At 35.9% G+C, this 25,812-nt stretch carries 25 protein-coding genes; 13 read left to right on the forward strand and 12 right to left on the reverse strand.

Translation table 11 applies throughout. The features are described from left to right. Positions 1-3: 3 nt before the first annotated feature. Entirely contained in the window at positions 4-2,421 is a 2,418-nt protein-coding gene (tamL, locus tag IEV57_RS03200; RefSeq protein ID WP_188439603.1) for a translocation and assembly module lipoprotein TamL, read from the forward strand. Between the two features lie 2 nt (positions 2,422-2,423). On the opposite strand, the gene IEV57_RS03205 is transcribed toward tamL, so the two are convergent. Next, positions 2,424-3,368: a succinylglutamate desuccinylase/aspartoacylase family protein gene (locus tag IEV57_RS03205; protein ID WP_188439605.1), complete on the reverse strand. Its 945-nt coding sequence runs from the start codon at positions 3,366-3,368 to the stop codon at positions 2,424-2,426. 58 nt (positions 3,369-3,426) lie between these two features. Between IEV57_RS03205 and murB the strand changes: the two genes are divergently transcribed. Next, entirely contained in the window at positions 3,427-4,473 is a 1,047-nt protein-coding gene (gene murB, locus IEV57_RS03210; RefSeq protein ID WP_262891039.1) for a UDP-N-acetylmuramate dehydrogenase, read from the forward strand. Here murB and IEV57_RS03215 read toward each other — a convergent pair. Next, a complete protein-coding gene (locus IEV57_RS03215) occupies positions 4,470-4,952 on the reverse strand; it encodes a deoxycytidylate deaminase (RefSeq protein WP_188439609.1) in 483 nt (160 codons plus the stop codon). The two genes, murB and IEV57_RS03215, sit on opposite strands and share 4 nt — an antisense overlap. Before the next feature lie 187 nt (positions 4,953-5,139). On the opposite strand from IEV57_RS03215, the gene IEV57_RS03220 reads away from it, so the two are divergent. The 3 genes from IEV57_RS03220 (at position 5,140) to IEV57_RS03230 (ending at position 6,780) form a co-directional block, all read left to right on the forward strand. After that, entirely contained in the window at positions 5,140-5,421 is a 282-nt protein-coding gene (locus IEV57_RS03220; RefSeq protein ID WP_188439611.1) for a DUF202 domain-containing protein, read from the forward strand. Positions 5,422-5,576: 155 nt separating this feature from the next. After that, positions 5,577-5,786: a hypothetical protein gene (locus IEV57_RS03225; RefSeq protein WP_188439613.1), complete on the forward strand. Its 210-nt coding sequence runs from the start codon at positions 5,577-5,579 to the stop codon at positions 5,784-5,786. Positions 5,787-5,898: 112 nt separating this feature from the next. Beyond that, a complete protein-coding gene (locus tag IEV57_RS03230; RefSeq protein WP_188439615.1) occupies positions 5,899-6,780 on the forward strand; it encodes a Ppx/GppA phosphatase family protein in 882 nt (293 codons plus the stop codon). Between the two features lie 76 nt (positions 6,781-6,856). On the opposite strand, the gene ppk1 is transcribed toward IEV57_RS03230, so the two are convergent. Both ppk1 and gyrB read right to left on the reverse strand, forming a co-directional pair. Then, positions 6,857-8,980, reverse strand: coding sequence for a polyphosphate kinase 1 (gene ppk1, locus IEV57_RS03235; RefSeq protein ID WP_188439618.1), 2,124 nt, complete (start codon positions 8,978-8,980; stop codon positions 6,857-6,859). Between the two features lie 126 nt (positions 8,981-9,106). Then, the gene (gene gyrB, locus IEV57_RS03240; protein WP_188439619.1) at positions 9,107-11,068 is read right to left on the reverse strand and encodes a DNA topoisomerase (ATP-hydrolyzing) subunit B; all 1,962 of its coding nucleotides are present in this window, start codon (positions 11,066-11,068) and stop codon (positions 9,107-9,109) included. 375 nt (positions 11,069-11,443) lie between these two features. Between gyrB and IEV57_RS03245 the strand changes: the two genes are divergently transcribed. From IEV57_RS03245 to IEV57_RS03255, 3 genes are all read left to right on the forward strand, one after another. Further along, positions 11,444-12,193, forward strand: a complete 750-nt coding sequence (locus IEV57_RS03245) for a bacteriorhodopsin (protein WP_188439621.1) — start codon at positions 11,444-11,446, stop codon at positions 12,191-12,193. A 71-nt stretch (positions 12,194-12,264) separates the two neighbouring features. Beyond that, positions 12,265-13,410: a lycopene cyclase family protein gene (locus IEV57_RS03250; protein ID WP_188439623.1), complete on the forward strand. Its 1,146-nt coding sequence runs from the start codon at positions 12,265-12,267 to the stop codon at positions 13,408-13,410. Next, positions 13,397-14,269, forward strand: coding sequence for a Brp/Blh family beta-carotene 15,15'-dioxygenase (locus IEV57_RS03255; protein WP_188439625.1), 873 nt, complete (start codon positions 13,397-13,399; stop codon positions 14,267-14,269). The genes IEV57_RS03250 and IEV57_RS03255 overlap by 14 nt, the downstream gene beginning before the upstream one ends. Here the strand turns inward: IEV57_RS03255 and IEV57_RS03260 are convergent. The 3 genes from IEV57_RS03260 to glsA are packed head-to-tail and all read right to left on the reverse strand — an operon-like array spanning position 14,266 to position 16,418. Beyond that, positions 14,266-14,631 (reverse strand): CoA-binding protein, encoded by a 366-nt coding sequence (locus IEV57_RS03260; RefSeq protein WP_188439627.1) that lies wholly within the window; start codon positions 14,629-14,631, stop codon positions 14,266-14,268. The two genes, IEV57_RS03255 and IEV57_RS03260, sit on opposite strands and share 4 nt — an antisense overlap. Positions 14,632-14,636: 5 nt before the next feature. After that, a complete protein-coding gene (gene glsB / locus IEV57_RS03265) occupies positions 14,637-15,590 on the reverse strand; it encodes a glycine N(alpha)-acyltransferase GlsB (RefSeq protein WP_188439629.1) in 954 nt (317 codons plus the stop codon). A gap of 3 nt (positions 15,591-15,593) precedes the next feature. Continuing rightward, a complete protein-coding gene (glsA, locus tag IEV57_RS03270; RefSeq protein WP_188439632.1) occupies positions 15,594-16,418 on the reverse strand; it encodes a lyso-glycine lipid O-acyltransferase GlsA in 825 nt (274 codons plus the stop codon). A 246-nt stretch (positions 16,419-16,664) separates the two neighbouring features. Between glsA and IEV57_RS03275 the strand changes: the two genes are divergently transcribed. Next, positions 16,665-17,498, forward strand: coding sequence for an SDR family NAD(P)-dependent oxidoreductase (locus IEV57_RS03275; protein WP_188439634.1), 834 nt, complete (start codon positions 16,665-16,667; stop codon positions 17,496-17,498). 8 nt (positions 17,499-17,506) lie between these two features. Here IEV57_RS03275 and IEV57_RS03280 read toward each other — a convergent pair whose 3' ends face one another. After that, the gene (locus tag IEV57_RS03280; RefSeq protein ID WP_188439636.1) at positions 17,507-18,181 is read right to left on the reverse strand and encodes a hypothetical protein; all 675 of its coding nucleotides are present in this window, start codon (positions 18,179-18,181) and stop codon (positions 17,507-17,509) included. 117 nt (positions 18,182-18,298) lie between these two features. Here IEV57_RS03280 and IEV57_RS03285 point away from each other — a divergent pair, with 117 nt between their 5' ends. The 4 genes from IEV57_RS03285 (at position 18,299) to msrB (ending at position 23,609) form a co-directional block, all read left to right on the forward strand. Next, on the forward strand, positions 18,299-19,195 hold the full coding sequence (locus IEV57_RS03285; protein ID WP_188439638.1) for an RsmD family RNA methyltransferase: 897 nt from the start codon (positions 18,299-18,301) through the stop codon (positions 19,193-19,195). 20 nt (positions 19,196-19,215) lie between these two features. Beyond that, entirely contained in the window at positions 19,216-20,397 is a 1,182-nt protein-coding gene (locus tag IEV57_RS03290; protein ID WP_188439640.1) for an aspartate aminotransferase family protein, read from the forward strand. A gap of 157 nt (positions 20,398-20,554) precedes the next feature. Continuing rightward, positions 20,555-22,957, forward strand: coding sequence for a penicillin acylase family protein (locus tag IEV57_RS03295; RefSeq protein ID WP_188439642.1), 2,403 nt, complete (start codon positions 20,555-20,557; stop codon positions 22,955-22,957). 241 nt (positions 22,958-23,198) lie between these two features. Continuing rightward, positions 23,199-23,609, forward strand: a complete 411-nt coding sequence (msrB, locus tag IEV57_RS03300; protein ID WP_188439644.1) for a peptide-methionine (R)-S-oxide reductase MsrB — start codon at positions 23,199-23,201, stop codon at positions 23,607-23,609. Between the two features lie 73 nt (positions 23,610-23,682). Here msrB and IEV57_RS03305 read toward each other — a convergent pair whose 3' ends face one another. The 4 genes from IEV57_RS03305 to IEV57_RS03320 are packed head-to-tail and all read right to left on the reverse strand — an operon-like array spanning position 23,683 to position 25,740. Continuing rightward, on the reverse strand, positions 23,683-24,105 hold the full coding sequence (locus IEV57_RS03305) for a hypothetical protein (protein WP_188439646.1): 423 nt from the start codon (positions 24,103-24,105) through the stop codon (positions 23,683-23,685). Between the two features lie 7 nt (positions 24,106-24,112). Further along, entirely contained in the window at positions 24,113-25,063 is a 951-nt protein-coding gene (locus IEV57_RS03310; protein ID WP_188439648.1) for a DUF4097 family beta strand repeat-containing protein, read from the reverse strand. After that, the gene (locus IEV57_RS03315) at positions 25,056-25,442 is read right to left on the reverse strand and encodes a TM2 domain-containing protein (protein WP_188439650.1); all 387 of its coding nucleotides are present in this window, start codon (positions 25,440-25,442) and stop codon (positions 25,056-25,058) included. The genes IEV57_RS03310 and IEV57_RS03315 overlap by 8 nt, the downstream gene beginning before the upstream one ends. Beyond that, the gene (locus tag IEV57_RS03320; protein WP_188439652.1) at positions 25,435-25,740 is read right to left on the reverse strand and encodes a DUF2752 domain-containing protein; all 306 of its coding nucleotides are present in this window, start codon (positions 25,738-25,740) and stop codon (positions 25,435-25,437) included. Before IEV57_RS03320 ends, IEV57_RS03315 begins: the two co-directional genes overlap by 8 nt. Between the last annotated feature and the right edge of the window lie 72 nt (positions 25,741-25,812).

Raw genomic sequence — 25,812 nt, forward strand, 5'->3', positions numbered from 1 at the left:
ATAGTGAATAAGGTCAAATATATAAACTTTCTTTTTCTCCTCTTTTTGATTTCTTCATGTTCTTTAACCAAAGGCTTGAAAGAAAATGAATATGTTGTCTATCAAGCTAAAATAGAAGGAATTGAAAAAAGTGATAAAGATGCACTTACCCGATTGATCAAACAATCTCCTAATACGAGAATTCCTCTCTTAAATACCTCCGTTGGGGTGGCTTTTTATAGATTTGGTTTATTGACTTTTGATAGTGCCAAAATCATAAACAAAAGAAAAGAACTTTTTGAAGAAAGGGATGCTCTTGTCGAAAGGCAAAATCAAGAAGAACAACTAGCAAGAAAAGAAGTCAAGCGATATAATAAAATCAATAGTCAGATAACTTCACTTGATAAAAAACTGGAATTTGGAAATTTTTTCATGCGGACTGGTAATGCAAGAGTTATTCTTGATAGCATGGAGACTATGGACACTGAAAGACAAATGACTTTTTATCTAGCAAATAATGGGTTTTTTGACAGTTTTGTAGAATACAAAGTGGAAACTGAAGGGAAAAAAGCTTTTGTTACTTATCAAATCACCGAAAAAGAGCCCTATATCATCGATTCTGTGTACTCTCGCTCTGATGATGAGAATATATATAAGTTGCTCAATCAGAGTCTTCGTCAAACTGAAATCAAAACCAACTCTCGATACGAACAAGCACAACTTTCTAGAGAGAGACAAAGAGTGGAGGATTTTCTTAAAGACAACGGCTATTATACCTTTTCAAAATCTTATATTGAATATAATGTTTATCAAGACACTTTAAAAAAGACTGTTCAGATTGAGCAGTTGATCAGAAAACCTGAGTTTGAAAATTTTCATACAGTTTATACTCTTGACTCTATCTATTTTTCGATTAATTCACCGTCTGATTTGATCTACGACGAAGAAGCTGAATCAACTTATCAAGATATCAATTTCAAAATTTACAGAGATCGTTATTCAGAAAAGATTATTTCCTCAAGGATATTCTTAAGTAAGGGTGAGCTGTACAATAAAACTGATGTTTTGGAAACACAAAGGCAACTAGCAAATTTGGATTTATTCAGATTTGTAAATATTTCGTTTGATACTGTTGGTACTGTATTGACTCCGAGGATTTTCACCCAGCCCAATCAAAAATATCTTATCACAAATCAACTTGGTGCTAGCATTACAGAACAAGTACCTGGGCCATTTTTTAGTCATTCTCTTAGAAATAGAAACTTGTTTCGAGGAGCGGAAATCTTTGAATTTAATTTTAGGGCAGGCCTGGAAGGTGTGGTTTCCGCTACTGGAGAAGGTGGTGTGTTTCGGTCTCGAGAACTGAATACATCAGCATCAATCATTTTCCCTCAGTTCCTAATTCCTATCAACAGGTCTTCCTTAGAAAGATTTGGTCGCTACAATCCTAGAACTCGTACTTTGGTAGGTTACAATTATGTCGATCGACCAGAATACACAAGAGAAAGTGTGAATGGGATTTTGGCCTACAATTGGAACACAAGGAACCTGAGACAGCAGTTCACATTCAACTTATTGGATGCGAATTTTATTAGATCTAGTTTAAGTGATGATTTCAGAGTAATTCTCGAAAACTTTCAAAATCAGGGAAATAACTTAATCAATTCCTTTCTCCCCTCCTATGTCAGCAGCATGTCTGGACAGGTTGTAGTAAACTTTAATCAATATGGCACCTATCAGAAAAACAATGCTTCTTTGCTCAGGATTTTTGTCGAAAGTGGTGGGACAACATTGAATTTTGTGGATAGAAGTTCACTAGAAAATAGAAGTTTAGCCTATTTCCAATTTCTAAAGTTTCAAGCAGATTTCCGAAGATATGTCCCCCTATCCAACAAGCGAACATTAGCCTATCGTTTGAATCTGGGTTTGGCAAAACCGTATGGCATTAGTAATGGTGTCTTGCCATATGAAAAATACTTCTTTGCAGGAGGAAGTACAGGCATTAGAGCTTGGCAGCCTAGAAGATTAGGACCAGGCTCTTACACGCCACCGGTCAACGAAAATGGTTCTTTTGATTACAGATTCGAGCAGCCAGGAGATATTCTTTTTGAGGGGATGTTCGAATTACGACAAAAACTTTATGGGTATTTTGATGGAGCTTTCTTCGTGGACATAGGAAATAGCTGGACATTCGAAGAAGACCCCACTAGACCAGGTGCCGACTTTAAATTTGATAGATTTTATAAAGAGTTGGCCGTCGGAACAGGTATAGGATTACGGATGGATTTTGATTTTCTCGTACTTCGTCTCGATATGGGAGTAAAAGCTGTTGATCCTGCAAGACCAGAAGGGCAACGATTTATCTTAGGGAATTTCTTTAAAGGCTTCCTCGGAGAACCTGGACAAACTGTCTTCAATATTGGTATAGGATATCCTTTCTAATATTACCCAAACGTCTTTCCTACATGAACCAGGGCATCACCAGCATTTACCACAGGATTATTATTTAAACCTACAACATAACCATTAGTAGTACATTTGACAGGTACTTTGACCTTTCCATAGGGATCTGAAATTTTTGCTAAAATCTGACCTTTTTTTACAAAATCACCCAACTGAACAGTAGAAGTGAAAATCCCAGAAATCTTAGCTCGCATCCAAGAACTTTCGGAAATCATAATGGTATCCTTTGGCTCAGAATCTTTCTCAATCATGCCAAGATGCGCTAGTAATCTCTTTGTACCGGCGACAGCTTCTTCTACAGCATAATCGTCTAAACGCATAGACTCTCCTCCTTCGTAGACCATGATATGCTTTCTTTGCTTGAATGCTTCTTTTCTGAAGGATTTATCAATATGTGGTGAGTTGAGAATAAAGTGTGTTCCAAAAGCCTTTGCAAGTTCCAAAACCTTCTTATCTCTATAATCTACCCTAACTTGTGGAAAATTAGAAAGCATTCGACCACCCGTGTGGAAATCAATACCATAATCTATCAAAGGAATGATATCATTCGTTAGAATAAAAGCGATTTGAGCGGCTAGAGAGCCTTTTCTACTACCTGGAAAACTACGATTCAGGTCTCTTCCATCCGGAAATGTTCGGGAATTACTTAAAAATCCATATACATTGACAAGTGGAATGAAAATAATTGTGCCCATTAGCGGTGAAATCACATCTTCTTCAAGCATGCGCTTCACAGCAACAATCCCATTGATTTCATCACCATGAACACCTCCAGATATCAGGACCACAGGACCATCTTCTTTGGCTCTTTTAATAAATATCGGAAGATCAATCAAAGTATGCGTAGGCAGTCTCGCAATCGCAATTTCAATATTCAAAGTTTGTCCTGGCCTAATTCTAACGCCATTGATAACCATTTCTTTCATAGTATAATACTTCTTATCAAAAGGTGAAATATAGAACTCTCCTTTCTATTTGCACAAAATCTTACTTAATTCGCAAGAACAATTTTCAGCCATGAATATACAAGAAAACATTTCTTTAAAACCATTCAATACTTTTGGAATTGACAAAAAAGCCAGATTTTTTATTCAAGCAACATCAGAAAATGACATTCTACAAGCCTTGGAGAAAGCTAAAGAATTAAACCTCCCTCTAATTATTTTGGGTGGAGGAAGTAATATTTTATTGACAAAGGACTTAAATGCAATTGTACTTAAAATAGAAATCAATGGAATTCAATTAGTGAAAGAAACTGATGAAGAGGTTTTTGTAGAAGTTGGCGCTGGTGAAAATTGGCATGAATTCGTTCTTCACTGCATTAAAAATGAATGGGCAGGAGTGGAAAACCTATCCTTGATTCCTGGTACGGTAGGCGCTTCACCTATGCAAAACATTGGCGCTTACGGAATAGAAATTAAAGAAGTATTTCATTGTTTAAAAGCTATAAATAGAATTACAGGCAGAGAAGAAATATTTTTCTGGGAAGATTGTCGATTTGGATATCGAGAAAGTGTTTTCAAAAATGACCTCAAAGATCAATATATCATCACCAAAGTTGAATTTAAGCTAAAAAAGAAACCTACTTTCCATACAGAATATGGAGCAATAGCTCATACGCTGGAGGAGATGAATATCACAGAGCTTTCAATCAAATCAATTTCCGATGCAGTGATCAAAATCAGACAAAGCAAGCTTCCTGATCCCAAAGTGATAGGAAATGCTGGCAGCTTTTTCAAAAACCCGACAATTTCTGTTGATAGATTCGAAAAAATAAAATCAAATTATCCAATGGTGCCCGGGTTTCCGAATGACGAAGGAGTTAAAATCCCAGCAGCTTGGTTGATAGAACAGTCGGGATGGAAGGGAAAAACTTTCGGGAAAATTGGAGTTCACAAACTTCAGCCCTTGGTTTTGGTGAATTATGGTGGTGGTGATGGAAAAGAAATCGCTGAACTAAGTAAACAAATTCAAGCTTCAATAGAGGAGAAATTTGGAATTCTCCTCCATGCCGAAGTCAATTTTCTTTAAATGAGATTATCTTCAAATTTTATTTCCTTTTCGTATTGATCTACCTGCACACCAAATTTCTTTAAGAACTCAAGACCTTCGTCAAAGGGTAAACCTTTGTACTCTGCATAAGAATACATGTAAATTACTCTTTGGATTCCCATCGAAAATATGATTCTAGCGCATGCTAAACATGGTGCAAGTGTCACATAAAGTGTAGATCCTTCTACAGAAGTGTTGTTTTTGACCGCATAGAGAATTGCATTTTGTTCTGCATGAAGGGCAAGCGTGCAGCTTCCTTTGTTATCTCTAGCACATCCTTCCACAGGAAATTCTTCATCACAATTATGCGTACCAGAAGGCGGACCGTTGTATCCAATTGAAATGATTCTTGTTTCTTTGGTAAGAACTGCGCCAACGTGCTTTTTGATACAATGTGATCTTTTGGCAAGATTCACGGCCAACTCCATAAAAATATCGTCAAAATTAGGTCTAATCATATTTTATCAGCAAAATCTATAATTACAAATTCAGAATGAATAACAAGACAGAGTCAAAAAAAGGAATCAAAATTCAATCTTATGAATTGATTATGTTTTTTTGACTTTCAAATCGTAAATGTGCGACTTTTATCACTTAATTTAGAGTTCGAATGTGAATAATTTTGCAATATAACAAAACCATACCATGGAAAAGGAGAACTTTACAGATGATCAAATGATCGTAAGAGACTATCTAGCGCGACAAAGAACAACTTTAGCGAACGATAGAACCTTGCTTTCTTACATCCGGACTTCCCTATATTTTTTGGTCAGTGGCACTGCATTGATGGAAGTTAATGTCTTGAACCATATCCGAGATTTAGGTTATGTTGCTTTTGCTTTAAGTATAGGTTTGATGTTTCTAGGTTTTTTCAATTACTTCAAAGTAAAAAAGAAGCTCAAAAAAGGGAATTACATTGGCATGTAAATATACATTTGAAAGGCAAAATTCTAAAATTGAATTGAAAACTTGATGCGAAGATTTGAAAACTTAGATAACTAATGAACTAATCTTTAAAATTTAATACTTGGTAAGCTTCTTGTAATGATATTCAATTATAAAAATTTATAAACTCCAGAACTATGAAAGCATTAGGAATTATTATGATCGTAGCAGGCATTGCAATGTTTATTTTCTCAGGATTTAGTTTCAATACAGAAGAAAATATCATCGACGCAGGACCTATTCAAGTAAACAAACAAAAAGAAAATAGTGTCAATTGGCCTAACTATGCCGGAGCAATTAGCCTTGTTGCTGGTGTGATCGTACTTGTAGTTGCGAAAAAAAAATAAAATGATTGCCTCAATTTAAATTACATTTGATTAATTTAGTTGAAACATATTTTATAATCACAAAAATAGTAGGACTTCGGTCCTTTTATTTTGAGCAAAGAAAGCAATCAATTTGAAATTAGCCGCTGTAGATATTGGCTCCAATGCCATCAGATTACAAATTACCAACGTTACTCACTACGAAGGAAAAGTTACTTTTAAAAAGCTGGAATATCTCCGCTTTCCTCTTCGATTGGGTATGGATGTTTTTCATGTTCAAAAGATTAGTGATAAAAATAGAAGGAAATTCGTCAAACTGATGAAAGCTTTTAAGCTATTGATCGACCTCTATGAAGTAGATGATTACATGGTATGTGCCACATCTGCTATGCGAGAATCTACCAATGGAAAAGATATCGTAGAAGAAGTCAGACAGGATGTGGGACTGAAAATTCAAGTTATCGATGGAAATAGAGAGGCCGAATTGATCAACCTTGCCTTATGGTCTTATATAGATGAGAAATCTTATTTACATATTGATGTGGGAGGTGGTAGTACAGAACTCAATATTTATATCAATAAGGAGAAGGTCGCTTCCAAATCATTTAAAATAGGCTCTGTGAGAGCTCTTGATGACAATATTCCCCTTTCTGTATGGAATAGTATGAACAAGTTCATCAGTGAAAATATCACCAAAAAAGATAAAATCACTTGTATTGGTACAGGTGGAAACATCAACAAAATCTTTGAACTCTCTAAACCTAGTAAGAGTAAAAGATTTCTTGATTTCAGTAAAATTGAAGAAATTCAAGCTTATATAGCTTCATTTTCCTATGAAGATAGAATTAATAAGCTAAACCTCAACCCTGACAGGGCGGATGTAATTATCCCCGCAAGTAAAATCTATTTAGCTGCCATGGCAGCGGCTTCGTCTAAGAAAATGATTGTTCCTGATGTTGGCTTAAAAGATGGATTGATGAATGTCCTATACGAAAGAAATAAAATCAAAAAATAACCAGTCTATCATAAAAAAGAGAAGATTTCAAATAGATATCTCCTCTTTTTTTTATAGAAAGTAATTTTTATTTAAATCACTCTATCAATTTGACATTCATCACATTATCTATATCTAAATTGTAGAATTCTTTGTGGATATTGAATTCTTCTTCACCATCTTGAGGGGTTTTTGCAACATAAGTTCCGTCCTCTAGCATCTTATAGGTGTTGACATTATCTCTTAGATTAAATGAAATTATATTCATGAGTTGCTTTTCTAATAAAGGTGATTCTACCTTAAATAATGACTCAAGTCTTTTATCAAAACTTCTCACCATCATATCAGCACTACCTGCATAAGTTCTGGTTTTTCCATTATTATGGAAATGATAAATCCTGGAATGTTCCAAATATTCACCTACAATAGAGAAAACCTCAATGTTTTCACTCAATCCCTTCCTTCCAGGTCTCAAGCAGCAAATGCCTCTAATGATAAGTTTCACAGGGACTCCAGATTGAGAAGCGCGATAGAGTGCATAGATAATTTCAGAATCTTCCAATGAATTTACTTTGATGAATACACCACTTGGCAACCCATTCCGAGCATTATCTGACTCCTGTTCAATATACTCAATTAGCTGATTACGCATATCTCTAGGCGCAGTGATCAAACTCGCATAAGTATCTGGCATCGAATGCCCTGTGATTACATTGAAAAATTCTGAGACATCATTTGCAATAACCTCATTGGTAGTCAATAAGCCAATATCAGTATATAGACGCGCTGTATCTTCATTATAATTCCCTGTTCCAAGGTGAACGTATCTCGTAATTTTATTTTCATCCTTTTTGACGATCAACATCAATTTGGTATGCGTCTTTACGTTAGATATCCCATAGATAACAAAACAACCTGCTTTTTGAAGCTTTTTGGCCTCACGAATATTATTTTCCTCATCAAATCTAGCCTTCACTTCAAAAAGAACGGAAACATGTTTCCCATTTTCAGCTGCCCTCAATAAAGCTTTGGTAATTCTAGAATCACTGGCAAGCCTATAAATAGTCATTTTTATAGCCATGACATTGTGATCCTCCGAAGCTTTTTCGATCAAATCTAAGATTGGGTCAATATTATTGTAAGGATGATGAAGGAGAATATCTCGACTTTTCAACACTTGGAAAATATCTTCTGTGCCTTCTTCTGGATAAGATAAAGGATGTACAGGACTAGGCATTTGTGGAAGACGATCTTTGAATCGTTTATTTCCAATTACTTGCCAAAGACCAGTAAAATCAAGCATACTTCTCTTTTCAACCTTGAAAATACTGTCATCTTGTATATTCCAACGTTCCTTGAGAAGATTGATCATCCATTTGCTATAACCTTCTTCTATTTCAATGCGGACTACCCTACCCGTCTTTCTTTCATTGAGCTTTCGCTTGACTTCCTCAAGGAAGTTTGCATCCATATCTTCACTTTCTTCCAAAGTGAAATCACCATTTCGAGTAATTCGGAATAAGTTGATTGATTCTATATTTACATTTCTAAATAAAGAGATAAGATTTTCTCTAATCACCTCTTCTATAGGAATATAAATCACAACGTCCTCCCTTTCAACTTCAAAAAACCTAGGGATATTTGCAGGTATTTGGACAAAGGACAATTTTCTATTTTCTTTTTTCTCTCCCGGTGCTAAGGTCACTACTCCAAATACAAGTAGCTTATTCATCAGAATCGGAAAAGTCCGATAGCCATCATAGACCATGGGAGTTAGCATGGGATAGATCGCCTTATTAAAATAAGACTTGATGTACTCTTGCTCGTCTTCGGTTAGATTCTTGACATTGCTCAGAACGAATCCTGAGTTTGCCATACTCGGCAAAAGTACTTTTTGGAAATGCTCTTGTGACTTTTTATGAAAATCCTGACATTCTAACATCAGTTTCATTTTGAAAGGCTCTTCTCTCAAACCTGAATAATCAACCCTTTCTTTATCGTAATCAAGGTAGTTGTATAAAGATCCAACCCGAATCATAAAAAACTCATCAAGGTTGGATGCGGTGATTGCTAAAAATTTTAATTTCTCAAATATCGATCGGTTTTCTTTCTTAGATTGATCAAAAACGCGCTCATTGAACGTCAACCAACTTAAGTCTCTACTCACTAAGTCGCTGGAGAGGATAATGCTATCAAATTTATCTTTTGCTGCTATATTCATATGGGTACTTCAGGATTAAGCAAATCTAATTAAATATTTGTGCTTAAATAAAGTCTAAGTTTAAGAATTTATTAAGGAATAAAAAAAGGGAGCTTTTGGCTCCCTTTCAAATATGATTTTTAAGGATTAGGTATCGATTTTTGCGTATTTAGCATTTTTCTCGATAAAGTCTCTTCTCGGAGGAACCTCATCACCCATCAACATACTGAACAAATGATCTGCTTCTGCTGCTGAATCAATGGTCACCTGCTTTAAAGTTCTCGTATTTGGATCCATGGTAGTTGTCCAAAGTTGCTCTGGATTCATTTCACCAAGACCTTTGTAACGTTGCAAGTTGATGCTATCTTCTTTACCCGTATCACCAACCATCTCTATAGTCAGCCTTTTTCTATCATCTTCATTGTAGGCGTAGCGTTCATCTTTTCCTTTTTTCAAAAGGTATAATGGTGGCTGTGCGATATAGACATACCCATTTTCGATCAAGGATCTTAAGTATCTGAAAAACAAGGTCAAGATCAATGTTCTAATGTGAGATCCATCAATATCCGCATCCGTCATGATAATGATTTTGTGGTATCTCAAATTGGTCAAATCCAACTCTCTATCACCATTAATCGTCCCAAACTTCACTCCTAGTGCAGTTAGTATATTTTTAATTTCCTCGTTGTCGTAAATTTTATGTTCGTGCGCTTTTTCTACGTTCAAGATTTTACCTTTCAAAGGAAGGATTGCTTGAAAATCTCTGTCTCTTCCCTGCTTGGCAGAACCACCTGCTGAGTCCCCTTCGACAAGATAAAGTTCACAAACCGTTGGATCTGAATTAGCACAATCGGCCAGTTTACCTGGAAGTCCTCCACCACCGAGTACGTTCTTTCTTTGAACCATCTCTCTCGCTTTTCTAGCTGCATGTCTCGCTTGAGCTGCCAAAACAACTTTTCCAACGATAATTTTTGCTTCACGTGGATGCTCCTCTAACCAAATTTGTAAAGTCTCAGAAACAGAGCTATCTACAGCTCCCACCACATCAGAGTTACCCAATTTAGTTTTCGTTTGACCTTCAAACTGCGGTTCAGCTACTTTAACAGAAATAACAGCCGTAAGACCTTCTCTAAAGTCATCTCCAGAAACCTCAAGTTTCAATTTATCCAACATGCCTGATTTATCAGCATAACTCTTTAATGTACGAGTTAAAGCTCTTCTAAAACCAGAAACGTGGGAACCACCTTCGTAGGTGTTAATGGTATTTACATAAGAAACTACATTTTCAGAATACGAAGAATTATAGCTCATCGCTACTTGAACAGGCACGCCATTTTTCTCCGATTCAATATAAATTGGGCTTTCTATGATTTTTTCTTTTGTCTCGTCTAGATACTGAACGAATTCAACCAAACCACCTTCAGAGAAAAATTCTTGGGATTTTGGAGTTCCATCATCTTCCATTTCCCGCATGTCTTTGAGAAAAATTCTAATTCCTGCATTCAGGAATGACATTTCTCTCAATCTATTCGCAATGGTTTCGTATTTGTATTCAGTGATCGCAAAAATGCTGGCGTCAGGCTTAAAATGAATCGTGGTTCCTCTTTTATCTGTTGTACCAATTTCTCTAACAGGATATTGAGGAATACCAATAGAATATTCTTGTTCAAAAACTTTTCCACCTCTATGAACAGTTGCCTTCATCATTGTTGACAAAGCATTCACACAAGAAACACCAACACCGTGAAGTCCACCCGATACTTTGTAGGTGTCTTTATCAAATTTACCTCCTGCATGGAGTACTGTCATCACAACTTCAAGTGCTGATTTCTTTTCTTTTTCATGATAATCAGTAGGAATTCCTCGACCGTTATCCTCGACCGTAACTGAATTATCTTCATTGACTGTAACATGAATTGTATCACAATGACCAGCCAAGGCTTCATCAATCGAATTATCTACTACCTCCCAAATTAAATGGTGAAGCCCTTTCACTCCAACGTCACCAATATACATGGCAGGTCTTTTCCTTACCGCTTCTAGACCCTCGAGCACCTGAATATTACCCGCAGAGTAATCCTTATTGTTTTCTTGTTTGCTATCGCTCATAACTATTATAAAAGGCTCTTTTAAGTGATTTAAAGAGATTTTTTACTGTTTTTTTCAAAGTGTAATAATACACAAAAAATCCGAGAGGACATATCTTATTGTAATGATTAATCCCTCTTTTTTGAATATAATGAAAAAGACATTTCTTCTCAAAACATAAAATTAAATACGTACAAAGCGTATAAAAACCAAATCGTTAAGATTTTAATTGATACCATTTTTAGTCATTACATATCTCATTTATAGCATCTTGTTTACTTTTGTTGATTTTTTTTATCAAAATGTTAAACAAATTATGTGAGAATTACCTTTATAAATTCGATGAAAGTCAATAGATAATTTTAAAAAACTAATCACATCTAAAATCAATCAACAATGAACACCATTATTACAGCAGAATTGATCGGATTGGAACGCGTTATCAATAGCGATCCAGTTGCCATTACCTTTTTCATTGGGTACATGGCTATGTTTGCATCCGCAGTTTTCTTTTTCGTAGAAAGAGGATCAGTGGATGGTAAGTGGAAAACTTCACTTCTAGTGTCTGGTCTCATCACAGGTATTGCAGCAGTGCATTACTACTACATGAGAGACTTTTATTTACAAACTGGCACTTCGCCAACAGCATTCAGATACGTTGACTGGACACTTACTGTGCCTTTGATGTGTGTTGAGTTCTATTTATTGACAAAACCATTTGGAGCGAAAGGTTCTACATTGACAAAATTAATTGTAGCTTCTTTGGTAATGCTTATCACAGGTTACATTGGAGAAACATCAGGTATTGATAACAATATCATGTGGGGTATCTTCTCAACACTTGGTTACTTATACATTGTATATGAAGTATTTGCTGGTGACGTAGCTAAATTGGCTAAATCTTCTGATAGCCCTGCTTTAGCAAAAGCAATGTTCTTATTAAAAATCTTCATCACTTTAGGTTGGTCTATTTATCCAATTGGATACATGGTATTACCAGGAAACCTATTGTCAGGTGCATTTGAAGTAAGTAGCATTGACTTGTTCTACAACTTAGCAGATGCGATCAACAAAATCGGTTTCGGTTTAGTAATCTATTCAGTAGCAATTGCTGAAACAGCTAAAAACAGAAAAGCAGTAGCTTAATATTATCTAATAATCAAAGTCACCATTCTTGAAGGATGGTGACTTTTTTTCACCCCATCACACCCAGAATAATGAACTACGACATCATAGTATCGGGCCTTGGCTGTGCAGGTTTCAGTTTCATGTACTATTTACTAGACAGCCCGCTAAAGGACAAGAATATCCTTATTATTGATGCTTCTGATAAAAAAGAAAATGATCGTACTTGGTGTTACTGGGCAAGCAATCCATTAGAATCTCACCCAAAGAATACTCCCTTGGTATCTTGGAAATCACTTTTTGTAAAAGACAAAGCTCCACTTTTCAACCAACTCAATACCTTAAATTATTATCATATCAAATCATCAGATTTCTATTTGGAAATTGCTGAAATGATCAATAACAAACCTAATATTACTTGGGTAAAAGAAAATATTACATCTATTGTAGCGCAAGACAATGGATCTATTCAAGTTGAGACAAGTTCAAATCAAACTTTTGAGGGCCAGACTTTGATTAATTCTATACCTGACCTATCTAAACTAGAAAATAAAAAAATCCTAAAACAGATCTTTTTAGGCTGGAAAATCAAATCGAATACGGATTCATTTGCTCCGGAACATGCTACTTTAATGGATTTTAGCAATAGAAATTCTGATACCGTGAATTTCTTCTACGTTCTGCCTTATTCCAAAACAGAAGCTCTAATAGAGTACACAGAATATTCTAATTCAGAAATCAAGAATGATAAAATGGTATCTGAATTGAAAAAATACATTCAAGTAAATCTAGGAATAGATGATTATGAGATAACTTTTGAAGAAAGTGGTTCGATTCCCATGAGCACGCAAAACTTCTCTAGATCAACGCAGAGTAATTGGATTGATGTAGGTACTGTGGGTGGATGTACAAAACCATCTACCGGATATACTTTCTATACTGTTCAGAAGCATTCCAAAATGATTGTGGAAGCACTCTCCTCTCAAAACAAGTCCCAAAACCTCAATTGGAAGAGATCGAGTAGATTCAACTTCTATGATAACATTCTTCTGAATATCGCAGTAAAATGGCCAAACAGACTACCAGAGATTTTTCAAGAAATGTTTGCTAAAAATCCGACGGATCAAATACTTAAATTTCTGAATGAAGAAACTACCTTTTGGGAAGAATTGAAAGTATTAAGCAGCTTGTCATATGGAATCTTCATCAAATCGCTGCTCAATTATGAACGTCATTGAAAATATTGGCAAAATCACGGCCGTCGTTTTAGCCATACTTTACATTTTGGTTTTTAATGAAAGTCAAACCTTTCAATGGATAGTCTTCTCAGTAGTTTTACTTTCTATAGGCATCCCTCACGGAGCTTTAGATCACCTATTACCAGAAGGTGGAAACAAAACAAAAAAATTAAGCATATTTATACTCAAATACTTAGGGATTATAGGCGCGTATTTGATTCTATGGATGATTCTTCCCGCATTCTCTTTAGCAATATTTTTATTGATTTCTGCTTATCACTTTGGTCAAGGACATTTCATTCATTTAAAAATTGTCAAATACAAACAACTCACCTACTTCATTGTGGGTTGTAATTTTTTAGCAATTATTCTTTTCAGCGATTACATAGCTACAGCGACCATTTTAGAATCTATAATTGACATTACACCATTCATTGACTATGGTTCAATAACCATGATTTCCCTTTTTGTATCAAGTCTTATTGTAGTTTCTATTCAAAACTTAAATAAAATTCACTTGCTGCTAGCAGAGATTATCGTACTTAGTTTTTTGCTTTATCTCCTACCCGTGCTCATGGCTTTTATTCTTTATTTCGGATTTTGGCATGCTTTACCGAGTATGATGGCCGAATTCGACTCCTTGACAGCGAATATCCAATATGGGAAAATCAAAAAGTTTATTGTTCAACTAGCACCTTTCAGTATCATTAGCTTTATAGGAATTGGAATTATTTTATTCTTAGCGAATAGCTATCTGAATGAAGAGCAAATGATTTTACTCTTTTTTATCTTGGTAAGTTTGATTTCAGCCCCACATATCTGGGTGATGAATAACTTTCTCGAAAAGAGAGAATCTTAATATTGATTAGAGCTAATCAAAACCAAGGTACAAGCAATCGTTGCCTCGATATTATTTTCTTTCGCTAGATTAATTAATTCAGCGTTTTCGGTTCCCGGATTAAAAATAATTCTTTTGGGCTTCAGGGATAGGAAATAATCGTACCATTCTGGCTGATGTCTTGATCCAATGTACAAAGTAATCGTATCCACGTCCTCTATTATGGGTTTTTCATTGAGATTGAGGATTTCTTTACCGAAAACGATACCTTTTTTAATTCCTACTGGTTCAAATGGAATATTGTTTTTAGCAAACATTTCCGCTGCGATATAAGCATATCTTGAAGGATTTGTTGTCGCTCCAATAATGACAGTTTTTTTCATTTTTTCTATCTACTTCCAAAAATTCGATCTCGCTCAAACGTCTCCATATGACGATGTTTTTTACTCTCGTATATGTCATCTATCGTGATAAGAATACCTGTCTCTTCTACAGCTCCAAATTCATCATTAAGCGCTGTACCGAATGTTTTCATCGTGGGAGATAAATTCATATAAGTATTGATCAAAGGTGGGATATTCTCCTTTGCAGCTCTAATCCTTGAATTAAGTAATTTATAACCCTCTTTGTACTCAAGGTCTTTAAAAGTATTGTTAACCTCTGACATGTCTGTTTCATAGGTCATTCTCAAATGATCAAGTGGGCTAACCAAATTTTCCTTATCTGGAAAATAATGATTCATAAAATAAAGTAATAGATCTCTTGCTTCTCGATTGTAATGTGGATACATCGTTACCTTTCCAAACAAATATTTTACTTCAGGATGAAGCATCACAACCGCTCCTAATCCATCCCAAAGATTATCCAAAGAAAATAAACCCTTTCTATTGTCTAAGCTTGGCTGATATTTAGGCTGAACGAATGAACGACCCAGCTCAATCGTATGTGGAATGTAATCTTTTACAAACTTATCTGAAAACTTAAATAAGTGTGAAGTTGATAAATTGAGTCCTCCTTCTGTATCAATCTGAGCATATTTGCAATAAATCAATCTATAACCGGCGACAATTTCTTCATCCTCTGGATTCCATGTAATCAACTGCTGATAGCAATTCTCACAAGTATCATTTTCATCAATGTCAAAAGCCTGACCTGTACCTCCTCCAGCACCTCTAAATGTCAATTCTCTCAATCTTCCAATTTCTCTTACTACGTTAGGAGAATTGTGATAATCGATTAGATAAATATGATTGTTGCCGTTATTGGTATATCTTAAAAATCGCTCAGGAGTGAGCTCCTTTTTTAATAACTCCTTATCTACAGCGGGTATAATTGCTTGCATAAATTATTTATTTTTGCCCATTTGATAAACCAATTGCTTTACCTCTTCTGCCCAATCTTTTTCACTTTTTGATTTATCAAAATGCTGGAAAGAAATTGGCTTTCCAATATGGATAACTACTTTTTTCCCTTTTTGAGAAAACATTTCATCAGCCAAATAAAACATCTCGACATTTGATTTAACACCTAAGAGCTTTCTATACTTAGCTAAGTTATAAAAGAAAACCGAATTCTTTCCTTCTATATAGACAGGAACGATATCTTTCTGATACCTTTTTGATTTGCTAATAAAGCTTTTCTTCCACTCCAAATCCATTATTCCTACTTCTTGCTTTCGGCTTACTAATCCTGCGGGAAACACTAAAATCGCATTGTCGCTCGCGTAAGTGTCTTCAATCAATTTAGTAACTTCTCTGCTATTTGATCCATGTTTATTGACAGGAATAAACATGGGTTCGAAATTCGTGATATTAGTTAAAATATCGTTTACCAAAAATCGGATATCCGTCCTATGTTTACCAAGTGCATGCATGAATGCTATGCCATCCATCCCACCGAGTGGATGATTTGCCGCAAATATTACGGATCTGTCTAAAGGTATATTTTCAGCTCCTGTCAAAGTAACTTCTACACCAAATTCATCAATCAAGGCATCGACAAACTCCATTCCGTGCAAATGCCCGTTGTTAGCCATTACATGGTTTATATCATTTTCATGAACAATTTTTTTGATATACTTGATCAAAAAAGAAGGAAGCCAACTGTGAAGTTTAGGGTTTTTTTCCTTCAAAATTTTCTCAACATCTATAAAAGGTTCTTTTGCTTTCACTAAATATAAAGAGGTGATTGGTGAGCGATTAAATTTTAGTTTCTCTTAAACCTTTGATTTTCACAAATATTATGAAATGGGTTGAAGAATAAGTTTCTATTTTTTTAGAAATATTGAAATTTCAGAAGCTTAAAAATACAAATTTTTAGATAAAGTATAGGTTTTATTTAACTAGACAAAATTTCATGCTAGCTTACATGTTTAACAAAAAGATTTGTTTAAAGTTAGAATATTAAATTCAAAAAAATGAACATAGCGATAACAGGTGCAACCTCAGGAATTGGCGAACAAGCTCTCAAATCAATTTTAAATGATTTTGAGCAAATTTTTATTCTTGCAAGAAATGAAAAAAAAGCAAAGCTAATCATAGATGGATTCTCAAAGGAAAATCAAGAGAAATGTCAATTTATTTACATAGATCTTGCTGATATGGCTTCCGTCGTCACAGCGGCAGATAACATCAGTTCTAAAACAACCCATTTAGATGTTTTGATCAATAATGCTGGTGGAATTTTCAAGGAAAAAGTAACGACAAAGGATGGTTTTGAAATGAGCCTATCTGCAAATCATCTCGGTCATTTTCTTTTAACAAATAAATTGATGCCCCTACTCTTGAAAAGCAAAGTTTCAAAAGTAGTTCATGTCAGTTCCGAAGCCCATCGAATGGGAAATGTTAATTTCAACGATCTCAATTATGACAAGAGAAGTTTTAGCTCCTTCGGTTCTTATGCAAATGTCAAATTATTCAATATCTTATTTTCAAAGTCACTAGTAGAAAAATTTGGCTCAGAAGGTTTGAAATCTTATGCACTTCACCCCGGGGTTGTCAAAACTAATTTTGGACAAGAAACAGCAGGTGCATTTTCCTTTCTTTGGAAATTGGCAAGTCCATTTATGATCACAGCAGAACAAGGGGCTCAAACCACCATTTACCTTGCAAAAAATAAGATTGATGACAAACATAATGGGGCATATTTCAAAAAGTCAAAGCCTACAGCTGCATCAAAATCGGCTAATTCAAAGAGTATGCGTGATAAGCTTTGGAATAAAAGTGCTGAATTACTTGAAAAATGGATGTAAATCAAATCTCAATTTAGACTCTGGAGTAACATTTTCAAGTCTACAGGATCATCGACCTTCAATTTGTTTGATTTGATAAAATCTTTGATCTCTTTTCCTCCGAGGTCCTTTACAAATTGATTTATCTTCAATTCTTCAAATTGAAGTCCTTTGATTTTAAAAAACCTTATAAAATGTTGGTAAGTATCATATTGAGGAGCAGAATAGCTATCTGGAAGATGGGTGGGTTTGTAGAGCTTTTTGGAATGAAGCGCAACAATTTTGAAACCTTCCCATTCTCCAAGATATTCCACAATACGTGGTTTGGCTTGGATATTTTCCAAAACAAATTTTCTAGGATTTTCATCTTTCGTCTCTACTGATATCCATTTTCTCACCGGAAAAGGGGGATTATCATCACCTGCTATTTTGATTACCAACTCTTCATTGACCATTTCAAAATTAAAAGGAATCTTCAAATGAGTTTTGCCATTTGGCAGTAAAATATCTCCATATACAGCATCATCAAAAAGAAAAGGCGTCCCTTTTATTCCGATAGTACGGGAATTAATGGTAACTGAATTGAAGCCAGAGTTGTAATACACAACATCCTTTTCAATTTGAGCATTTCCCTCAAAAGAATATAGCCAAAACAGACTGAAACAAAGAAATGTAGTGATGCGCAGAATCATAATTAATTTCATTTAGGTGATCATGGTTTTTGACTTCAATAAAACGTCAAACCTTTTAAATATAATCAATTCAAGTTCATTTTCACCTGTTTTTTCTCCTCATTAAAGTTATATGTTTACTTTTGCTGCATGAAGGAAACGATTTTGTCTTTGACACCCAGCAACTGGGAAGATTATGAACTGATAGATACAGGCGGTTTTGAAAAATTAGAGCGTTTTGGTGAATATATTTTGAGCAGACCCGAGCCGCAGGCAATTTGGGATAAAAGCATGAGCGACCAAGAATGGAAAAACATGGCGCATGCGATTTTTTCAAAAGAAAAGAACAATCCTGAAAAAGGACATTGGAACGAACTCCAAAAAATCCCTCACAATTGGCAGATCAGCTACAAAAACCAAGATGCCTTGAAGCTCAAATTGAATTTGGCAATGACCTCTTTTAAGCATATCGGACTATTCCCTGAACAGGCCGTAAACTGGGATTATATCACAGATACAGTCAAACAACTCCCTGTTAAAAATCCCAAAATCCTAAATCTTTTTGCTTACACTGGAGCAGCAAGTGTTGCTGCTCGTGGTACGGGAGCAGATGTGACACATCTTGACTCAGTCAAACAGGTAGTCACTTGGTCAAAGCATAACATGGAGTCTTCTGGAATGGAAGGCATCAGATGGATTGTGGATGATGCGATGAAGTTTATCAAAAGAGAAGTCAGAAGGGGAAACAAATACCATGGAATCATCTTAGATCCTCCTGCTTACGGCAGAGGTCCTGATGGTGAAAAATGGATTTTAGAAGAGCAAATCAATGAAATGCTGAAGCTTTGTGCTGAACTTTTAGAACCAGAACATCATTTTCTCATTCTAAACATGTACTCTCTCAGCTTTAGCTCGATCATCGCTGCCAATCTGGTGAACTCTAACTTCAAAGATGTCAACAATGCAGAGCATGGTGAGTTGTACCTAGTAGATAGATTCGAGAAAAAACTACCGCTCGGTATTTTCTTCAGATTCAGAAAATTCTAAATAAGAAGTAAAAACATTTCATGAACAACAGACAAATATTCCTTTCTCACCTTGCCCAGACGACTGATTTTCCTTTGATGATTGAAATCGAAAAGGCTGAAGGAATTTATATGTTTGGACCTGAAGGGAAAAAATACATTGATTTGATTTCTGGTATAGGCGTCAGCAATGTAGGACACCGACACCCAAAAGTATTGACCGCCATTCAAGAGCAATTAGATAAATACCTTCACCTGATGGTCTATGGTGAATATGTTCAAAGTCCTCAAGCACTTTTAGCAAAAGCATTATGTGATACACTTCCAAAGCATTTGGACAATGTATATCTCGTAAATAGTGGTTCTGAGGCAGTTGAGGGTGCTCTCAAGCTAGCCAAACGCTATACCAATCGAAGAGATATCATTTCTTGTATGGATGCATATCATGGTTCCTCCCAGGGCGCACTTTCGGTAGGTGGGAACGAAATCTTCAAAAGAGCATACAGGCCTCTCCTACCCGGCGTCAAAAATATTGTCTACGGTTCATTTTTTCAACTTGATCAAATCACTACTGACACAGCAGCTGTCATCATTGAAACCATTCAAGGCGAAGCAGGAATCAAAGTAGCCTGTTCTAATTATTTTCAAGCATTGAGAAAGCGCTGTGATGAAACAGGTACGCTACTGATTCTAGATGAAATACAGGCTGGCTTTGGTAGAACAGGAAAATTTTGGGCTTTTGAGCATTTTGGAATAGAACCTGATATTCTTGTCTGTGCCAAAGGAATGGGCGGTGGAATGCCGATAGGAGCTTTTATAGCTAACAAGGAGGTTATGGGAGTTTTCAAAAACAACCCGCTTCTAGGTCATATTACCACCTTTGGAGGTCATCCTGTGAGTGCAGCAGCTTCTTTGGCCACCATCCAAATCATAAAAGAGGAAGGTCTCCTGGAGTCCGTGGAAAGCAAAGCAGAAATTTTCAAAAAATTACTCGTGCACCCAAAAATAAAGGGAATAAGAAACAAAGGATTGATGATGGCAATCGAGTTTGAATCCTTTGATGTGCTCAAGCCTATCATTGATAAAGCCATAGAAATGGGCGTGATTACAGATTGGTTTTTGTTCTGTGATGATGCTATGCGTATTGCCCCGCCATTGATAATTACTGAATCACAGATTAAAGAAGCCTGCGCCATTATTCTAAAAGCAATTGACGAAGTTTAGATTCTAAAAACAGAATTTTTTTACACAATTTATATTTTTGACTTATAGTCAATCTGTTTTTTCATGATTTATTTCAACCTTAGAAATAATTATCCTTTCTCTATCTTCATTTCTTTTTACTTTAGGGTACTAATTATAAAACCCAAAATATCAATTTATGAAAAAACTGCTCTTCGTTCTTCTCTTTATCTTTTTTGCGGTTATCGTCGGCTATCAAGTAGTCAAAAGCCGATTTGCTCCTGAATATCATGGAACCAAAGAACTCAGCGGCCTACAAGCTAATTCTGAAGTCTATTTCGATGATTTTGGAATTCCACATATTTATGCTGAAAATGAGCTAGATGCATACATGACACTAGGTTTTGTGCACGCTCAAGATCGTCTTTTCCAAATGGAAATGATGCGAAGAGTAGGTTCTGGAACTTTAGCGGAGTTATTGGGTGAAGATTTGGTAGATGTAGATAAATTTTTTAGAACACTCGGAATTCCAAAACATGCCGAATGGAGCACCGAAGAATGGAACAAAGAAGGAAATACCCCATGGAAGGCAGCTACTGATGCTTATATCAAAGGTGTCAATCAGTTTATAGAGAACGGTAAACTCCCTTTGGAATATACCCTATTAGGAACGAAACCGAGGGAATTCACCATCAATGATGTTCATAGCATCGTGGGATATATGTCTTTTACTTTTGCAATGGCCATGAAAACTGATCCGCTGATCACGAAGATCTCGCGTCAACTGGGTCCAGACTATATGAAAGTTCTTTCTGTTCATACGCTACCTGAGCATCACGTTATTCCTAATAACTATCCCAACCGAAATACTGAAAACAAGGAAATTATATTTGAAGAGACGTTAACTTCTTTACTGGAAAAGTTACCTGTTCCACTTTTGGAAGGAAGTAATTCTTGGGTTATCGATGGGAGTCGAACTGCTTCTGGCGATGTCTTATTTTTGAATGATACACACATTGGTTTTGCACAGCCTTCTGTCTGGTACGAAGCACATCTTGAGTATCCGGAATTCAGTTTTTATGGAAATCATTTGGCTGGTGTTCCTTTTGGTTTGGTAGGTCATACCAGAGAATTGAGCATTGGTTTGACGATGTTTGAAAATGATGATCAGGATTTTTTCGAAGAGCAACTTGATCCAAATAACCCTAATCAAACAGTTTATGGTGATGCATTCAAACCATTAATAACCAGACTTGAAAGCATCTCAATTAAAGATAAAGATCCAATAGAATTTGAAGTAAAAGAATCTGTTCATGGTCCCATTATGAACGAGGTAATTCCTGAAATTGGTAGACTCACAAATAACCCTGTTGCCTCTTGGTGGGTGTATATTTTAGAACCAACCAGAGCATTGGAAGCGGTGTACAGAATGAATCATGCTCAAAATATCCAAGAAGTAGAATCAGCGGTTAGGCTAATTCATGCACCTGGACTGAATGTGATGTATGGAGATAAAGCCGGGAATATAGCTTGGTGGGCAGCAGCAAAACTTCCTATCCGACCAGAACATGTCAACTCAAAAGTATTTCTAGATGGGACGAGTCATGTGGACGAACCAACGGGTTGGATGCCATTTGAAGAAAATCCCATGAGTATCAATCCTGAATCAGGTTTCGTAGCTTCTGCAAACAATCAACCTGATACATTGTCGAACGGCACATTTTTCCCAGGTTATTACTACCCTGGAGATCGTTGGAATAGAATCGCCAAAACTGTGAGTTCCAGAAATGACTGGACACAGGAAAGTATCAAATCCTTGCAACTGGAAACACTTAATGAAAACCATCCCATCACCGCAAAAAGTATGATTGAGGCTGTAGAAAACGCGTCTTTTGGTGATTTTGAAAGTGCTAAAAATGCTTTGACCAACTGGGATGGGAATCACGATTTAGAAAGCATCGCTCCTACTGTTTATTACAAATGGCTTTACCATACCCTCCATGGAATGATGGTAGATGAATTGGGTGATGCAGATTTTGAGAGTTTTTTGAAGACTTTCCTGTATATCAGAAGTGTTCCAACCTTAATCCAAACTGAAGATTCTCCTTGGTGGGACGACTCTAGTACAGAAAAAGTAGAAAGCAGATCAGAAATTATCAAGTATGCATTAGAAAAAACGCTGTCTGAATTGAATGATCAGTTTGGATCAAATACGGAAAAATGGGCTTGGAAAAATGCAGTAGTCCTAGAACATCCCCATCCTCTCGGAGCCAAAAAGCCATTGGATAAAATTTTCAATGTCAAAGCACCGGCTGTTTCGGCCAATGAAGAATCTGTCAATAAATTGGCTTTTGATCTCAATGGTACTGGGATTTATCAGGTAAAATCCGGACCTGCAATGCGTATTATCATTGATTTTGCCAATGTAGAGGCATCGGAGTCTATTTTACCCACAGGTCAAAGTGGAAACCTATTCAGCCCGTATTACAGTGATCAGGCTGAGATGTTTGCTACTGGAAAATACAGGCCACAACTGATGAATGAATCTCAAATTAAAAACAATGCAAAAGGAACAATTACTTTCACTCCAAAAAGTGATTAATATATATGATTATCCGCAATGAAACCAGTAAGTGAATATATCATTTATAATTATGCGAATAATCGTCAATTGTCAACAGACCACAGTTGATTGTAATTAACTTCATACAATTTTATAAATGGCAACTGATGTGAAAGCGGATATACATATTAGAATATTCTCAAGCTCGTTTTTTGAGTAATCCTAAACTTATACTTGCTACAAATGTTAATTAGTAAGTAGAATTCTAAAAGCTGAACCAATGAAAAAATATTATCCCATAGATAAACCCGAATCCGAATGGAGGGCCAAATTAGATGAGCAAAGCTATAAAGTCTTAAGAGAAAAGGGAACCGAAAGACCCAATACGGGACAATATTACCTGAATAAAGAAACTGGAATATATGAATGTAAAGGTTGTGGAAATGATATTTTCCATTCTTCCGCCAAATACGACAGTGGCTGCGGATGGCCTGCTTTTACAGAACCTATTTCTCCAAAAGCAATAGATGTTCAGATGGATTATTCACATATGATGATCAGAGAAGAGATTCTTTGCGCAAAATGTGGGGGACATCTTGGGCATCGCTTTCCTGATGGTCCTAAAGATCGAGGAGGAATCCGCTACTGCATCAATTCCGTATCCATGGATTTCAAAAAAGAAGATCAGTAGTTTTAAAATTTTAAAGCTAAAATCCAAGCAGAATTAATTGCTTGGATTTTAGCTTTATTTGGTTGAAAAATTTTTACTGTTTTACAAATTCCAGATCATTACCGACCATTTTTACTTCGTTGTTGTCTTCCTTTAATTTAAACACAAGAATATTAAGATGATTGTCATCCTGATTATAAGAAACCATTACATCAGACTCTATAGCTAGTCCAATTATCTTCATAATTTCAGTCTTGTGTCCATATTTCCAATTGCCGATTACCTTCTTTTTTCCAGCAGGTGAAATTAAATGAATTTCAGCAATTGAATCATTTACAAATATTAGAGTCTCAATATTTTCACCAAGTTTAGACGCATCTAAAGTGGTGTTTTTCCACTTTCCTATAAATTCAATCTCAGATAAATCTATACCGATATCACCTTCATTTACATTGCTGGTGCAAAATGAAAACATCAATAAAATTAGTATAGAAGATAAATATTTTAATTTTCTCATCTTTTTTTTAATTCATAATCTTAATACTCCCGCTACTCGCTTTTCCTTGAATGGTGTGCTCGCTAGCATTGTCAATTTCAAGTCTCTTTGAGCCCTTTTGCTCTCCTACTGTCACTGAACCACTATTGGCACTCAGATCAAAATTGAATTTGGTAAGATCAGTGGGAGTTTGAATTTTAATACTTCCTGAGTTTGACTTCAGAACTGTTTGCTCTCCAAGACCTGCATTTGTGGCATTGATACTGCCAGAACTTACTGTCAAATCACCCAAATAGGCAATTTGATCAAATTTCATGGAACCCGAATTTACTTTTCCACTGACAGTGCCTTCAACGTCTTCTAACTTCAAGCTGCCTGATGAAGCTTGCGCATGAACATCGCCTTGAACTTCTTTCATTGTAATGCTACCAGAATTAACCTGAGCTTTTACATCTCCTACAAGTCCTTCAGCTTTGATGCTGCCGGAAGAAGCTTTGAGATTGATGTCTTTTACATTTAAGGCCAATGCATTGATGTAACCTGAGTTAACCTGAAGATCGATATGATCATGCTTAACATATTTTACATCAATTGAACCTGAGCTATTTGAGATATTCAGTTTGATATCTTCAGGTCCTGTTAGGCTGATAAAGGCATTGTCCCCTCCATTAAAATTGAAAAAGTTGAGCTGAACAGCATTACCAGTTACTTCTACAATCAACTTGGAACCTGATTTTCGAAATTTCACATCCAAATCACTATTTTCAGGAACTTCCAAATAAGAATTTAAAGTCACTTTAGAGGCATTTTCTATGCCCTCGTAGGAAACCTCTAAATACTTCCCATTGACCTCTATTTCTTTTATTCCTTCAAATGATTCTTCAGATTCACGGGAAACAAGTGGTCCTTGGCTCTCACATGATGAATGAAGTACTACTAATCCGAAGAAAAGTAGTACTAAGAGTGATTTATTATACATTGGAGTTTGTATTTGTAGGTGCTTGGAAATTACCATTTGACATCATGGATAAGGTCTCGTGCGCTACTCTCATGTTATATTCGTAAGCCAAGCTCTTGTAATTGATCAAATCCACAATCGTACCGATAAAACATAAACCTACTGTCAAGATGTAGAGTATCCCCAAACCAATTTGGCCAAGAATAAATCTATGCAAACCCGCAAATCCAAAGAAGCCCAACAAACAAAGAATCAATATCATTTGATTGTCTTTTCTTCTTGCTCGGTAAACTTGTGCAAAAAGATTCGCTTGCTCGTCATCCATGTTTTTCAATATTCCTTGGATATAACCTAATTCCATTCCTTCCAACTCAGGAAGGTGTCTTAATACATTAGCCATAGTGTTTGATAGTTTTGTTGTTTCTGATTAATTCAAATATCCGATAAATAATTACTGCAAAGGCAAACATTGCCAAAGGGTGCATGGACCATGATTCCTGAAAATCACCTCTTGTCAAAAGACTCATCGAACGTCCCAATCCACAACCTGGGCACCAAGAAAATCCTAGGTTATCCAATGGGCAAAGGCTGAAGTGATGTGTATCGTATGGATCTATTCTCAAGATGCCGATCAATGCTCCGATCCAAAAGATCAGTTCAAGCGGCAATTTCCTCACAGATGTAATTATCCTTTTCATTTGATCAGAAAAGTACGAAAAGAATGCCAAGAGTAAAAAAAGCTATTTCAGGGCCAAAAAGCCCTATTTAAA

It is taken from the genome of Belliella aquatica (assembly GCF_014637795.1).
Lineage (GTDB): Bacteria > Bacteroidota > Bacteroidia > Cytophagales > Cyclobacteriaceae > Belliella > Belliella aquatica.